The organism is Acidovorax sp. GW821-FHT09B03 (genome assembly GCF_059418305.1).
This window is the reverse complement of the sequence record NZ_JBWKPP010000024.1, coordinates 12,746-25,938: the sequence shown is the minus strand read 5'-3', so window position 1 is coordinate 25,938 and position 13,193 is coordinate 12,746. Positions and strand designations below refer to the sequence as shown.

Below are 13,193 nucleotides of genomic sequence, written 5' to 3'. Positions count from 1 at the left end.
ACCGCCTAAAGATACTTGCTGCGGACCATCTCGATGGTCTGCGAACACAGCGAGGGGTCGCTGTCGGACAAGGAAGGCAGCTCCACGCAAGTGGACAGGGGCATGCGGAAAGGATCGCTTCGGCTCTGGTCCTCCACCACCATGCTGCCGTCTTCCGTGCGCACGTGGTAGCGCGTACGGAACGACGAGGTGGGCGGCCGGTCCATCGCCGAGCCGGCCACGGCACCGAGCACGCCGGCCAGCACCTGCACGCCGGCCGAGTAGTTGTTGCCGGGACGAAACGAGCGGTCTATATATGCGGCCTGGCCCAGCATGGCACCCGTGTAGGCCCCGCCCGAGTTACCGGGCGTGGATTCGTCCACCGTCTGGGCATCGGCAATCCAGCCATACCGGCCCGCGTGCAGCAGCTCGACACGCCACCGCGAGGAGATGGCCAGGCGCTCGCCCTCCGTCAGCTCGTTCCAGATGGCGGGCTTGATGCGGGCGACGCGCTTCGCGGACTCGGGCACCGGCCCCCGGTAGACCGGGTCGAAGGGCTCTGCCGATACGGGCACCGTGGGCGCGTAGCTGAGCGCACGCTCGGTCTGCCGCACCGACTGGTTGAGCGCCTGGATCTCGCTGCCCAGCAGGTCCGCGTCGGCGGCCGTGGGGTCTGCCGTGAGGCGGGCCCGCAGCAGGGCACGGCGGGCGACGGCATCTTCCAACTGGTTTTCCAGCCCCTCCCACATCCTGGCCGGCGGCGCAGCCCAGGCCACGGGGCACAGGCCCAGGCACACTGCCCAGCACCAGCCCGCCATACCGTATCGCCGCATCCCGCTCCCTCGCATACCTGCCTCGCTTTGCCCCACGCCACCTGCGGCGCGGTGGCACCCATCATACAAACCCCGGCCGTGGCGGGCGAGGCTGCAGTGGCCCCTAGAATCCAGCACCGGTGTGCCTGCCCTCTGGCGGCCCGGGACCACGCGGACACGAAACGCCCATGCACCACCACGCCCTCTGGCGCAGCCCCCTCCTTCTGGCCCTGGCCGCAGCCACCACCTTGGCAACCGCGCAGCCATCGGACCTGCTCCTGGAGGCCTGCAACCGGCTGCCCGACGCGAAGAAGCGGCTGGCCTGCTTCAAGGAAGCCACCCGACAGCCCGCGGCGGCACCGGCCTCTGCACCACCGGCAACCGTACCCTCCGCCCCGTCCGCACCGACTGCGGCAGCAACCGCGGCGCCTTCACCTTCACCTTCACCTGCGGCTGAAGCCGCCAGCCCACTGCCGCCGCTGGCCCTGGCCGAAGCGGTGCGGATGTGCACACGGCTGATCACCGTTGCCCAGGGGCGCGAGGCCGAGGCGGCGGAAAGCGCCGGGACCGCCTCCGCCAGCGAGATGTCCGTGGCCTGGCCGGCCCTGCCCGGCAAGCAGCCGGTGTACTGCAACCTGAGCCGGGCAGAACACCGCATCACCTCCATCACCAGCAACGGCAAGGTGGCCAGCGGCACCCTGCTCGAGGGCCTGCAAGCGAGGGCCGCACAGCGCGAGGACATCCAGGCCGGCAACTACGCACGCTTCCTCGCCAATGCCAAGGAGGCCCTCAGGGCACGCATCCCGGCGCCAGAGGCTGCGCAGTACCGCAAGCTGTTCGTGAGCGCCGGCCCCCTGCACGTGCTGTGCGGCGAGGTCGATGCACGCCGCACGTCCGGCGCGCAGGAGGGCTTCCAGCGCTTCTACGTGTCCGGCGATCCACCGTTCCTCGCCATCGACAGCCGAAAGACCGCACGGGTGTTCGAGGCCACCTGGGCATCCGTGTGCACGCACAAGGTGGCGGACATCCCCAGCTTTTGACGCACCGCCTCAGCCGGATGCCAGCTCCATCCCGATGCGCGTGACGCCCCCCACCGACGTGGCCAGCGTGCGCCCGCCATGCATGCGCGCGATCGCGTCGGTGATGGCCAGGCCCAGGCCATGGTTGGCCTGGCTGTGGCTGCGCGCAGGGTCGGCGCGGTAGAAGCGGTCGAACAGGCGCGCCAGCACCTCGGGCTCGACCCTGGGCCCCAGGTTCTCCACCACCAGTTCCACCGCGCCATCGGGCAAGCGCGCTATGCAGACGCGCACCATGCTGCCGTGCAGCGCGTAGCGCGTGGCATTGCCGATCAGGTTGGACAGGGCGCGGTGCAGCAGCGGCACGTCGAAGTCGCCCGCGGCATCGCCCACGACCTGCAGCGCGAGCCCCGCCTCCTGCAGCGCCGCCTCGTGGTAGTCCGCCACCTGCGCGGCGACGGCCGCGAGGCTGGCCACCGGCGCGCGGCGCGCGCGTGCGCCCCGGTCGGCCTGCGACAGGAACAGCATGTCGCTCACGATGCCGGTGAGGCGCTGCAGCTCCTCGAGGTTGGAGGACAGCACCTCGGCCACCTCACCCGCCTCACCCGCCTCGCTCGCCTCCCGGCCGCCCCGCCCCAGCGAGCGCAGCGCCAGCTCGTTGCTGGCCAGCAGCGTGGCCAGTGGAGTGCACAGCTCGTGCGCCACATCGGCGTTGAAGCCTTCCATCTGGGCATAGGCCTTCTCCAGCCGGCCCAGCAGCGCGTTGAACTGCCCGACCAGCGGCTGCAGCTCGGCCGGCTGGCCGGTGCCGTCGAGCCGCTGGTGCAGCGTGCGGGCCGAGAGCTCCCGCGTCTGCGCCGCCATCTGGCGCACGGGCGCCAGGCCCAGGTGCACCAGCACGAAGCCGCCGAGGGACACCACCACGGTGCCGGCCAGCGCTGCCAGAGCGAGCGTGATGGCCAGGCGGTGCAACAGTGCCTGGTCGGGCTGCACATCGATGCGCAGCAGCACCTGCAGCGGTGCCCCGGCTGCGCGCGCCACCTCGAAGCGCAGCTCGCGCGAGGCGGCGAACGGGGCCGCGCCGGGCGCGGTGGGGTACATCCGCTGTCCATCGGCGGTGGTGACCTGCAGGCGGAAGTTCTCGTGCCCGGCCAGAAAATCGTCGAGCGCATGGCGGCCCTGGGCCGTGGCACCGGGGTGCCCTTCTTCGCCGGCCAGCAGATGCCGCAGGATGCCCTCTTTCTGCCGCAGCGCATCGTCCTGCCGCGCCCCGAAACCCGCCGCCGTGACCAGGTAGACCACCAGGCACACGGCGCCCAGCCCGGCCAGGCTCTGCACCGCCAGCCACCACGACAGCCGGCTGCGCAGCGAGCGCGGCGGCGGCAGCACCAGCGCGCCATGCGTCATGGCGCGCGCGCCTCCAGCACATAGCCCATGCCGCGGATGGTGTGCAGCAGCGGTGCCGGGAACGGCACGTCCATCTTGCTGCGCAGCCTGCGCACGGCCACCTCGACCACGTTGGTCTCGCTGTCGAAGTTCATGTCCCAGACCTGCGAGGCGATCTCGGTGCGCGACAGCACCTCGCCCTGGCGCCGCAGGAACAGCGTGAGCAGGAGGAACTCCTGCGCCGTCAGGTCCAGCCGCTGGCCGGCACGCGTGGCCTTGCGGCGCAGCAGGTCGAGCTCCAGGTCGGCCAGTTGCAGCAGGGCCTGGGCCGCTGGCACGCCGGCCGGGCCGCGCCGCGTGATGGCCTCGATGCGCGCCACCAGCTCCGAAAACGCGAAGGGCTTGACCAGGTAGTCGTCCGCCCCGGTCTGCAGGCCGCGCACGCGGTCGTCCACGCCGACGCGGGCGGTCAGCATGAGCACGGGGGTCTGGCGCGTTTTGCGCAGCGCGGCCAGCAGGCTCAGGCCGTCGATGCCCGGGAGCATCACATCCAGCACCAGCACCGCATGGTCGCCCTCCAGCGCCAGGTGCAGGCCATCGACGCCATCGTGCGCGACGTCGACCACATGGCCCGCCTCGGTGAGCCCCTTGCGCAGGTACTGCGCGAGCTTGACCTCGTCCTCGATGAGCAGGATTTTCATGCCCGGATTGTCGAAGAACCGGGCCCGGGCGCAGATTACAAATTCGTCATCTGCGCGTGGGGGTTTGGACGGTGGCGGCTTCCTACAGTGAGGCCATCCATCCACCCAAGCAACCCACCGAAAGGACCCACCCCATGACCATGACCACCGCACGCAACGCCCTCTTCCTGTCGCTGGCCGCCCTGGCCATCACCGCCCCCGCTCAGGCCTCGGCCGTGTACCACGCTGCCGGCGGCGAGATCGGCTACACCCAGCACCCCGACCACCAGCCGGCCAGCAGCCGCCAGCGCAGCGAAGTGCTCGGCGAGATCGAGGCCGCCCGCAAGGACGGCACCCTGGCCCTGCTCTCGCGCGGCATCGCACTGCCGCTGAAGGCGACCGGCACGGCGAAGACGCGCGAGCAGGTCCAGGGCGAGTTCCTGGGCATGGACGATGCCGAGAAGCGCCGCCTGCAGGAGATGCATGGCGCGGGCGGTTGATCCAGAATCGCACGCCGCCGGTGATGCCATCCCAGCGCTCGGTGATGGCCACGCCGTTGCGGATGTCCACGTAGGGGTACTTCTGGTCAGCGCATGTCTGGTGCAGCAACTCGGCTACCGCGGCCAGCGTGCAGATGGCTGTGATCCGCTTCACCTTGGCGGGCAGGCGACTGGGTCTGCAGGGTCGTTGCCGCCCAGGTTGAACAGCACGGCCCCGGCATCGCGCCGGTGTCAGTGCAGCAGCAGTTGCGGCTGCTGCCCGCCGCCGTCGATCTTGAACACCGAGACCGACTTCACCAGGTCGTCGGCCTGGGTGCGCAGGCTGGACGCGGCGGCCGCCATCTCTTCCACCAGGGCCGCATTCTGCTGCGTGGCCTGGTCCATCAGCGTGACGGCCTCGCCGACCTGCGACACGCCCGAACTCTGCTCCGAGCTCGCGGCGCTGATCTCGCCCATGAGGCGGGTCACGCTGCCGATACTGGCCACCACCTCGCCCATGGTGGTGCCGGCCTTGTCCACCAGGGCCGTGCCATGCTCCACGCGGCCCACGCTCTCGGTGATGAGCTGCTTGATCTCCTTGGCCGCCTGGGCGCTGCGCTGGGCCAGGGTGCGCACCTCGCCGGCCACCACCGCAAAACCGCGCCCCTGGTCGCCCGCGCGGGCGGCCTCCACGGCGGCATTCAGCGCCAGGATGTTGGTCTGGAAGGCGATGCCGTCGATCACGCTGATGATGTCGTTGATCTTGCGGCTCGAATCATTGATGCCCTTCATGGTCTCCACCACCTGCGCCACCACCTCGCCGCCCTGCTGCGCGATGGTGGAGGCCGAATGCGCCAGCTTGTTGGCGTTGACGGCGTTGTCCGCGTTCTGCCGGACGGTGGAGCCCAGCTCCTCCATCGAGGCGGCCGTCTGCTGCAGGGCGCTGGCCTGCTGCTCGGTGCGGGTGGACAGGTTCTGGTTGCCCTGGGCGATCTCCGAACTGGCGGTAGACACGCTCATCGACCCCTCGCGCACACCGGCCACCAGGCCCGAGAGGCTCTGGCGCATGTCCTCCATGGCGGCGACGAGCGAGGCGATCTCGTCATTACCCCGGGCCACCAGCGGACGCGCCAGGTTGCCCTGGGCAAACTCCTGGGTCGCGGCGCCGGCCTCACCCAGTGGCCCGATGATGGAGCGCGTGGTGAGGTAGCCGAGCACCACCGCAAAGAGGACCACGGCCACGCTCAGCACGATGAGCTGCATGCGCAGGGATTCGAACTGGCGCATCGAGCGCTCGATGGCCTGCTGGCTGATCTTGTCGGTCTCTGCCAGGAAGGCGTCGAGGTTGCCCACCAGCCGGGTCAGCAGCGGCCGGCATTCGGCATTGATTTTCTTGATCGCCGTGTCCTTCTCGCCCACACTCGCCAGGCGGGTGATCTCCAGGGCGATGGGGCCATAGGCCGCCTCGGTTTCCTTGATCTGGGCCAGCAGCTTTTGCAGCGGCTCGGCCGCCTCGGGCGGCGCCTTCTTCAAGGCCTCCTCCAGGTTCTTGAGCCCCTTGCCCACGGCCTCATGGGCCGTGCCGATCAGCTTGATCTCCGCAACCTCATCGGGCTTGGAACTGGCGATCACCAGGTTGCGCGCCGACACGGCCCTGGCATTGGCAGCATCGAGCACGCTGTTGCCCAGACCCTTGATCACCTCCAGGTGGTTGACCTGGACCTCCAGGTTCTGCTGGGTGAGCGACTGCCCGCGTACGCCCATGATCGCCACCAGGACAAGGGCGAATGCGAGGACGGCGTAGCCGATGGCCAGGCGCGTCTTGATGGTCAGGCTTTGCAGGAAATTCATCGCGAGGTTCTCCCTGTGTTGGGCGCGCATGCGCGCAATCCGCCGGCCACCGCCGGTCTGCAGCGTGATTTGCCCCAAACCCTTCCTTGCCAGCCAACATTCACTGGCCGTCTGCACCAATCATTTTTTATGGATTTTTGGCCCCGCGCAGACTTGGGGGAGATCCTTCAACACCGATACCTTGCGCCTCCTGCAGCCGACTGGCAAGCATTTTCTTGCCAACCTGGCACAAAATACCCGCGTGGTTCACGCCCTGCGCGCAGCGCCGGAGGCCGCAATCCGCGGATACGCCACCACCAGCGCCCCCACGAGCATGGCCGTCCCGTTCGCATACACCCACAGCTCCCCCTCGAACAGGAGGGCGGTGAAAACGGTGATCCCGAAGACGATGGCCACGATGGTGAACAGCGCCATCGCCACCTGCCGGCGGTGCGAAGGCGCCATCGCCACCCCGGCCAGCACGAACACCGCGCCCAGCATCGCGCCCGACCCCAGCTCGATGAGCAGCGTGCCGAGCATGCCGTGGCCCATCTGCCAGGCACTGATGAACTTTGTCAGGCGCTGCGCCACGAACGCGGCCGCGAAGGCGGCTGGCAACAGGCAGATCCAGCGCATGAACTTGCTTTTCAACATTCCCTCTTTGTCCTTGTTGGTATCGGCACCGCCGGCGGGATTTCCTGGTTGGCAGGATTCGGGCCCCTGGGAAATGTACCCATTTGTCGGCAGGCCGGGGCACAGGCCTGTCGGTCCCGCCGGTGCGCCCCATCCCCCGAATCGGTGATGGTCAGACGCCCCAGCGGTAGCGACAATGAAGCGCGTTCAAAAAGGGGGAAACCATGCGTTGGATCGTGGTGGCCATCTGTTTCGTTCCAGCCATTGCCTTTGCGGCGATGGACATGCCACGGGCTTCCGTGGCCTTGGTCGGCGTGCTGAACCTGGCCTACCTGCTTGCATTGAGCAGCGGTGTAGGCTGGCTGGTTCAGCAGGTCGCCCAAACCTCGGGGCGCTTCACCCCGAAAGCCGAAGCCGTTCTCAGCGGCTCCTGCGCCCTCATCCTGGGGCCGCTGCTCTGGTTCATGCTGCTCCGGTAGATTCCCGGTTTCCTGGGCGCCAGGCAGGGAATCTGCCAGACAGGATGCGCCTTGACTGCTGTCAACGCGCCACAGAAACACCAACACCCCATCCAGGCCAGACAACAAAAAACCCCAAGCAGATCAACTGCATGGGGTTTCTGTTTTTTGGCGGAAACGGAGGGATTCGAACCCTCGATGAGGCTCTACACCCCATACTCCCTTAGCAGGGGAGCACCTTCGGCCACTCGGTCACGTTTCCAATCCAGCTATTATGCCCCATTTTTGGGGCACTTCAGCCGAGTTGGGGGCTGATACGGATTTGCCTTCAACCGTCTAACGTCGTTGGTTCGCCTTGCCGTGCTACAGCACCGCCTGCGGCTCCCGCCTGGTTATACGATCGAATGCCAATCCGTATGATCGGTCGATCAGGCGACCGGCTGGTCCAGCTCGAAGGCCTTGTGCAGCGCGCGCACGGCCAGCTCGACGTACTTTTCGTCGATCACGACCGAGGTCTTGATTTCCGAGGTGGAGATCATCTGGATGTTGATGCCCTCTTCGCTCAGCACGCGGAACATCTTGCTGGCCACGCCCACATGGCTGCGCATGCCGATGCCGACGATGGAGACCTTGCAGATCTTGGCGTCGCCCACGACTTCCTGTGCGCCCAGCTCGGGCACGACCTTTTCCTTGAGCAGCTCGACCGTGCGGGCGTAGTCGCCGCGGTTCACGGTGAAGCTGAAGTCGGTCTTGCCGTCCTTGCTCAGGTTCTGGATGATCACGTCGACTTCGATGTTGGCATCGGCCACGGCGCCCAGGATCTGGTAGGCGATGCCTGGCTTGTCGGGCACGCCCAGCACGGAGATCTTGGCCTCGTCGCGGTTGAATGCGATGCCGGATACAACGGCTTGTTCCATTTTTTCGTCTTCCTCAAAAGTGATCAGCGTGCCGGACTTGGCTTCTTCGTTGATGTCGATGTCCCAGGGCGTGAAGCTCGACAGCACGCGCATGGGCACCTTGTACTTGCCTGCGAACTCCACGGAGCGGATCTGCAGGACCTTGCTGCCCAGGCTGGCCATTTCGAGCATTTCCTCGAAGCTGACGGTGTGCAGGCGGCGCGCTTCGGGCACGACGCGGGGGTCGGTGGTGTACACGCCATCCACGTCGGTGTAGATCAGGCACTCATCGGCCTTCATCGCGGCGGCCACGGCCACGGCGGAGGTGTCCGATCCCCCACGGCCGAGCGTGGTGATGTTGCCTTCGTCGTCGATGCCCTGGAAACCCGTGACGATCACCACCTTGCCGTTGGCCAGGTCGGCGCGCACGCGCTGGTCGTCGATGGACTCGATGCGCGCCTTGGTGTAGCTGCTGTCGGTGCGGATCGGCACCTGCCAGCCGGCGTAGCTCACGGAGCCCATGCCTTCGGTCTGCAGCGCAATCGCCAGCAGGGCCGAGGAGGCCTGCTCGCCGGTAGATGCCAGCATGTCCAGCTCGCGGTTGTACGCCTCGGTGGCGCGCGGGGGTGCGAGTTCCTTGGCCAGGGCGAGCAGGCGGTTGGTTTCGCCACTCATGGCGCTGGGCACGACCACCAGTTGGTGGCCTGCGCGGGCCCACTTGGCCACGCGCTTGGCGACGTTGCGGATGCGCTCTGGGGAGCCCATCGACGTGCCGCCGTATTTGTGAACGATCAATGCCATTGGATTTCTGGGGTGACGAAACACTTGCCACGGCGCCGGTTGGACACTGTTTTGGCGCGCCGCTGTTTTTCGTGCAGATGGGAAAGCAGGGCCTGGTCCCTGTCCTGTTTTGAAACCACGGGCGGGTTTCATCCAGAAGACACGGATCAGTCCCCAGGGACCAAAACCTGGGGATTGTACCAATCGAGCCCGGTGCCCGAGCGCACCACGAAGCCCGCCCCCACCTTGATGCGGATGCGGTGGCCGCGCGTGGTGCAAGCGCGCACCTGGTCCAGCAGCTCGGCCAGTTGCGCAGCACTGGGCGTGGTGCGGTGCACGCTGCGCAGCCAGTGGCGCAGCACATTGGCCTGGCGCGCACGCCCCAGGCCCTGCAGCGCGGCCAGTTGTGGGGGCACGCCCACCTGGGCCAAGTCGGCCACGGCCACTTCGTCGAGCAATTCGCTGGCCTGCGCCGCGTTGGCGGCCGAACGGGCAAAGGTATCGCGAAACGCAGGGAACGCGGCCTCGAGCACGGGCAGGATCTGCGCGCGGATGCGGTTGCGGGTGTAGTGCTCGTCCGCGTTGGTGGGGTCTTCCACCCAGCGCTCACCCTGCACCTGCAGCCAGTCGCGCACAGCCTGGCCGGGCACTTGCAGCAGCGGGCGGTGCCAGGGCAGGCCGGCACGCTGCCATTGCGCGGGCATGGAGGCCAGCCCGGCCACGCCGGCCCCGCGCGACAGGGCCAGCAGCAGCGTCTCCACCTGGTCGTCGGCATGCTGTGCCAGCGCGATGGCCGCGATACCGGCCATGGTGGGGGCTTGTACAGCAGCATCCAGTGCCGCGTAGCGGCCCTGCCGCGCGGCATCTTCCGGGCTCTGGCCCGGCTCTGGCCGGGCATCGATGCGCTGCACGACCAGCGGCACCTGCAGGCGGGTGCACAGCGCTGCACAGTGCTGCTCAAAGCCATCGGCTGCTGCCTGCAGCCCATGGTGCACGTGGATCGCGCGCACCTGCCCCGGCCAGCGCCGCGCGCAGGCCAGCAGCAGGGCGGTGGAATCGGCCCCGCCGCTCAGGCCCACGGCCAGGGGCAGCGCAGGCGCAAAGGCGGTGATGGCGGCCTCGAACGATTGGGTCATGCCCAGGCCCCGGGTGCCCGGCCTGCGCAAGGCGGGGCACGGTGTACGGAGGGGGCAGGCTGGCAGCGCATGGCTGCCGATTATCGCGGCCCCCGCTCAGCCGCCGGGCCCGGCCAGCCGCGGTGCCGCATGCGCGCCGCCATCGGCCGACAGCCGGAAGGTGCCCACCACCTCTGACAGCCGCACCGACTGGTCCTTGAGGCTTTGCGCCGCCGCCGCGCTCTCCTCCACCAGGGCCGCGTTCTGCTGCGTCATCTGGTCCAGGTGCGAGACAGCCTGGCCCACCTCGTTGATGCTGGTGCTCTGCTCGTTGGTGGAGGCGGTGATCTCGGCCATGATGTCGGTCACGCGCTGCACCGAGTTGACGATGTCGGTCATCGTGGCGCCGGCATCGTGCACCAGCCGCGAGCCGTTCTCCACCTGCGCCACCGAGGCGCTGATCAGCTGCTTGATCTCCTTGGCCGCCTCGGCGCTGCGCTGCGCCAGGCTGCGCACCTCGCTGGCCACCACGGCAAAGCCCCGGCCCTGCTCGCCAGCACGCGCCGCTTCCACCGCCGCATTCAGCGCCAGGATGTTGGTCTGGAAGGCAATGCCGTCGATGGTGCCGATGATGTCGCTGATCTTGCGCGACGCGGCGTTGATCTCGTCCATGGTGCTCACCACATTGCCCACCACCGAGCCGCCGTGCCGCGCCACGCTGGAGGCCTGGGCCACGAGCTGGTTGGCCTGGCGCGCGGCATCGGCGTTGTGGCGCACGGTTTCGGTCAGTTGCTGCATGGAGGCAGAGGTTTCCTCCAGGCTCGATGCGGTGAGCTCGGTGCGCCCGCTCAGGTCGTGGTTGCCGGTGGCGATCTCTTCGGCAGCCACGCGCACCGAGTTGCTGGCATCACGGATCTGAGCCAGCACGCCCGAGAGCTTGCCTGCAAAGCTGTTGAAGCTGGCGGCGATCTGCGCCAGCTCGTCCTCGCCCTGGGCGTCGATGCGGCGCGACAGGTCGCCATCGCCTGCGCCGATCTCGTGCATGGCGTCGCGCACCAGGGTCAGCTGGCGCAACCGCCGCGAGAGGATGCCCGCCAGCACCACCAGGGCCACCAGCAGCACCACGATGCCCGCCCCCAGCGACACCTGCAGCATGGTGCGGATGGCGGCCAGCCCCTCGCCCCGGTCCAGCGCAATCGCCAGCAGCCAGGGCGTGCCGGTCACGGGCGCCACGGTGAGCAGCATGGCCCGGCCCTGCAGGTCCACGGCATTGAGGTCGGCGCGCTTGGCCATGTCGGCCAGCGCCGTGGCCGTGAGCGACGGGGCCAGGTCGGTCGCGGGCTTGAGCGCCAGCTTCACCTCGGGGTGGGCGATGATGTTGCCGTCGCTGCCCACCAGGAAGGCATAGCTCGCCGGCGTGGGCTTGATCGATGCCACGTTGGCCACCACGGCCGACAGCGACACGTCGCCCGCCATCACGGCCTTCACGCCCGCCCCCTCGCGTGCGGCCTTGGCAAAGGTGACCACCAGGCCGGCCCCGCCCGCATCGGCATACGGCGCGGTGAGGATGGTGGCCTGCGCATCGGCGGCCTGCTTGTACCAGGGGCGCGAGGTGGGGTCGTAGTCGGGCGGCAGGTTCTGCTTTTCCGAGAACACCGTGCGCTTGTCGGCATAGCCGAAGTAGGTGGTCAGGAAGTTGCCCGCCCTGGCCAGCATGAGCAGCGGCTTGGCGGCGTCGGCATCGTCGAGCGCGGCAGCGGCCGACTCGACCACCGTGGCCTTGCCGCGGGCCCAGTCGCGCAGGGTTTCGATGTGGCTGTGGGCCAGGGCCTGCGACTGCGCGGTGAGCGAGGCATAGGCCTGGGATCGGGCCGTGAGGTAGTTGGCCACCGTGAGGGCCAGCAGGCCCGCCACCAGGCAGGCCACGGAGACCAGCAGGATCTGGCCCTTGAGAGTCTTCAGGAACGACATGCTGCCCCCTTCGGATCTACCCGCTACCCAACGGGCGGCGACCCACCATGCTACATCCGGTTACGGCTGGGGCGCCAGAGGACTGGCACGCCCGGGTTGCGCGGGGCGTAAAAACAACAACGGCCCGCGAGGGGCCGTTGGAGTGGAAGCGTCGGCAGTCGGGTGCTCAGCGCACATCCGCCTTGGTATCGCTGTAACGGCCGTAGCTCTGCAGGCGCTCGTAGCGGCGCTCCAGCAGATCCTTGGTCTTGAGGTCTGCCACCTGGCGGAAGGCATCGCCCAGGGCACGCTTCAAGAACGCAGCCATCTGCTTGTGGTCACGGTGGCCACCGCCCACGGGCTCGTTGACGATCTTGTCCACCAGGCCCAGCGCCTTGAGGCGGTGGGCGGTGATGCCCAGGGCGTCGGCCGCTTCCTGGGCCTTCTCGCTGGTCTTCCAGAGGATGGAGGCGCAGCCCTCGGGGCTGATCACGGAGTAGATGGCGTACTGCAGCATCACCACCTGGTCGGCCACGCTGATCGCCAGCGCGCCGCCGGAGCCGCCTTCGCCGATGATGGTGGTGATGATGGGCACTTCGAGTTGCGCCATCTCGAAGATGTTGCGGCCGATGGCCTCGGACTGGCCGCGCTCCTCGGCATCGATGCCGGGGTAGGCGCCGGGCGTGTCCACGAAGGTGAACACGGGCAACTTGAACTTCTCGGCCGTCTTCATCAGGCGCAGCGCCTTGCGGTAGCCCTCGGGCTTGCTCATGCCGAAGTTGCGCATCGCGCGCTCCTTGGTGTCGCGCCCCTTCTGGTGGCCCAGCACCATGCAGGCATGGCCGTTGAAGCGCGCCAGCCCGCCCACGATGGACAGGTCGTCCGCATAGTGGCGGTCACCGTGCAGCTCGACGAAATCGGTGAAGATGTCGCGCACATAGTCGAGCGTGTAGGGGCGCTCGGGGTGGCGGGCGATCTTGGTGATCTGCCAGGGCGACAGCTCGGCGTAGATGTCCTTGGTGAGCTGCTGGCTCTTCTTGCTCAGCTGGTCGATCTCTTCCGAGATGTCGACAGCGCTCTCGGTCTGCACGTAGCGCAGTTCTTCAATTTTGGTCTCGAGTTCGGCAATCGGCTGCTCGAAATCCAGAAAGGTCTTTTTCGCCAACGTTGTTCTCCTTG

The 13,193-nt window shown here is 68.1% G+C and carries 12 protein-coding genes and 1 tRNA gene; 3 read left to right on the top strand and 10 right to left on the bottom strand.

Annotation, left to right across the window (positions count from 1 at the left end):
• Positions 1 to 5: 5 nt before the first annotated feature.
• Positions 6 to 704, bottom strand: a complete 699-nt coding sequence (locus AC07PA_RS29045; RefSeq protein ID WP_494609679.1) for a hypothetical protein — start codon at positions 702 to 704, stop codon at positions 6 to 8.
• Positions 705 to 979: 275 nt separating this feature from the next.
• Here AC07PA_RS29045 and AC07PA_RS29040 point away from each other — a divergent pair, with 275 nt between their 5' ends.
• The gene (locus AC07PA_RS29040) at positions 980 to 1,831 is read left to right on the top strand and encodes a hypothetical protein (RefSeq protein WP_494609678.1); all 852 of its coding nucleotides are present in this window, start codon (positions 980 to 982) and stop codon (positions 1,829 to 1,831) included.
• Positions 1,832 to 1,840: 9 nt separating this feature from the next.
• Here AC07PA_RS29040 and AC07PA_RS29035 read toward each other — a convergent pair whose 3' ends face one another.
• Entirely contained in the window at positions 1,841 to 3,214 is a 1,374-nt protein-coding gene (locus AC07PA_RS29035; protein ID WP_494609677.1) for a heavy metal sensor histidine kinase, read from the bottom strand.
• Positions 3,211 to 3,894 carry a heavy metal response regulator transcription factor gene (locus AC07PA_RS29030; RefSeq protein WP_494609676.1) on the bottom strand — a complete coding sequence of 228 codons (684 nt, stop codon included), beginning with the start codon at positions 3,892 to 3,894 and terminating at the stop codon, positions 3,211 to 3,213. The genes AC07PA_RS29035 and AC07PA_RS29030 overlap by 4 nt, the downstream gene beginning before the upstream one ends.
• Before the next feature lie 134 nt (positions 3,895 to 4,028).
• On the opposite strand from AC07PA_RS29030, the gene AC07PA_RS29025 reads away from it, so the two are divergent.
• Complete coding sequence (locus AC07PA_RS29025) at positions 4,029 to 4,373, top strand: hypothetical protein (protein ID WP_007856876.1); 345 nt, start codon at positions 4,029 to 4,031, stop codon at positions 4,371 to 4,373.
• A 231-nt stretch (positions 4,374 to 4,604) separates the two neighbouring features.
• Here the strand turns inward: AC07PA_RS29025 and AC07PA_RS29020 are convergent, their stop codons facing one another.
• Positions 4,605 to 6,203 carry a methyl-accepting chemotaxis protein gene (locus AC07PA_RS29020; RefSeq protein WP_494609675.1) on the bottom strand — a complete coding sequence of 533 codons (1,599 nt, stop codon included), beginning with the start codon at positions 6,201 to 6,203 and terminating at the stop codon, positions 4,605 to 4,607.
• A gap of 246 nt (positions 6,204 to 6,449) precedes the next feature.
• The gene (locus AC07PA_RS29015; RefSeq protein ID WP_494609673.1) at positions 6,450 to 6,818 is read right to left on the bottom strand and encodes a hypothetical protein; all 369 of its coding nucleotides are present in this window, start codon (positions 6,816 to 6,818) and stop codon (positions 6,450 to 6,452) included.
• Positions 6,819 to 7,039: 221 nt separating this feature from the next.
• On the opposite strand from AC07PA_RS29015, the gene AC07PA_RS29010 reads away from it, so the two are divergent.
• On the top strand, positions 7,040 to 7,294 hold the full coding sequence (locus AC07PA_RS29010) for a hypothetical protein (RefSeq protein ID WP_007862197.1): 255 nt from the start codon (positions 7,040 to 7,042) through the stop codon (positions 7,292 to 7,294).
• Between the two features lie 148 nt (positions 7,295 to 7,442).
• Here AC07PA_RS29010 and AC07PA_RS29005 read toward each other — a convergent pair.
• From AC07PA_RS29005 to AC07PA_RS28985, 5 genes are all read right to left on the bottom strand, one after another.
• Positions 7,443 to 7,535, bottom strand: a tRNA-Ser gene (locus tag AC07PA_RS29005).
• Positions 7,536 to 7,701: 166 nt separating this feature from the next.
• A complete protein-coding gene (locus AC07PA_RS29000; RefSeq protein ID WP_035206523.1) occupies positions 7,702 to 8,970 on the bottom strand; it encodes an aspartate kinase in 1,269 nt (422 codons plus the stop codon).
• 146 nt (positions 8,971 to 9,116) lie between these two features.
• On the bottom strand, positions 9,117 to 10,085 hold the full coding sequence (tilS, locus tag AC07PA_RS28995; RefSeq protein ID WP_494609672.1) for a tRNA lysidine(34) synthetase TilS: 969 nt from the start codon (positions 10,083 to 10,085) through the stop codon (positions 9,117 to 9,119).
• A 96-nt stretch (positions 10,086 to 10,181) separates the two neighbouring features.
• Positions 10,182 to 12,035 (bottom strand): methyl-accepting chemotaxis protein, encoded by a 1,854-nt coding sequence (locus tag AC07PA_RS28990; protein WP_494609671.1) that lies wholly within the window; start codon positions 12,033 to 12,035, stop codon positions 10,182 to 10,184.
• A gap of 166 nt (positions 12,036 to 12,201) precedes the next feature.
• Positions 12,202 to 13,179 (bottom strand): acetyl-CoA carboxylase carboxyltransferase subunit alpha, encoded by a 978-nt coding sequence (locus tag AC07PA_RS28985; RefSeq protein ID WP_007862187.1) that lies wholly within the window; start codon positions 13,177 to 13,179, stop codon positions 12,202 to 12,204.
• Positions 13,180 to 13,193: the final 14 nt, after the last annotated feature.

Excerpts from the sequence above, each read along its gene's own strand:
- AC07PA_RS29040 (WP_494609678.1), top strand. The coding sequence starts at position 980 with ATGCACCACCACGCCCTCTGGCGCAGCCCCCTCCTTCTGGCCCTGGCC.
- AC07PA_RS29035 (WP_494609677.1), bottom strand. The coding sequence starts at position 3,214 with ATGACGCATGGCGCGCTGGTGCTGCCGCCGCCGCGCTCGCTGCGCAGC.
- AC07PA_RS29030 (WP_494609676.1), bottom strand. The coding sequence starts at position 3,894 with ATGAAAATCCTGCTCATCGAGGACGAGGTCAAGCTCGCGCAGTACCTG.
- AC07PA_RS29025 (WP_007856876.1), top strand. The coding sequence starts at position 4,029 with ATGACCATGACCACCGCACGCAACGCCCTCTTCCTGTCGCTGGCCGCC.
- AC07PA_RS29020 (WP_494609675.1), bottom strand. The coding sequence starts at position 6,203 with ATGAATTTCCTGCAAAGCCTGACCATCAAGACGCGCCTGGCCATCGGC.
- AC07PA_RS29015 (WP_494609673.1), bottom strand. The coding sequence starts at position 6,818 with ATGCGCTGGATCTGCCTGTTGCCAGCCGCCTTCGCGGCCGCGTTCGTG.
- AC07PA_RS29010 (WP_007862197.1), top strand. The coding sequence starts at position 7,040 with ATGCGTTGGATCGTGGTGGCCATCTGTTTCGTTCCAGCCATTGCCTTT.
- AC07PA_RS29000 (WP_035206523.1), bottom strand. The coding sequence starts at position 8,970 with ATGGCATTGATCGTTCACAAATACGGCGGCACGTCGATGGGCTCCCCA.
- tilS (WP_494609672.1), bottom strand. The coding sequence starts at position 10,085 with ATGACCCAATCGTTCGAGGCCGCCATCACCGCCTTTGCGCCTGCGCTG.
- AC07PA_RS28990 (WP_494609671.1), bottom strand. The coding sequence starts at position 12,035 with ATGTCGTTCCTGAAGACTCTCAAGGGCCAGATCCTGCTGGTCTCCGTG.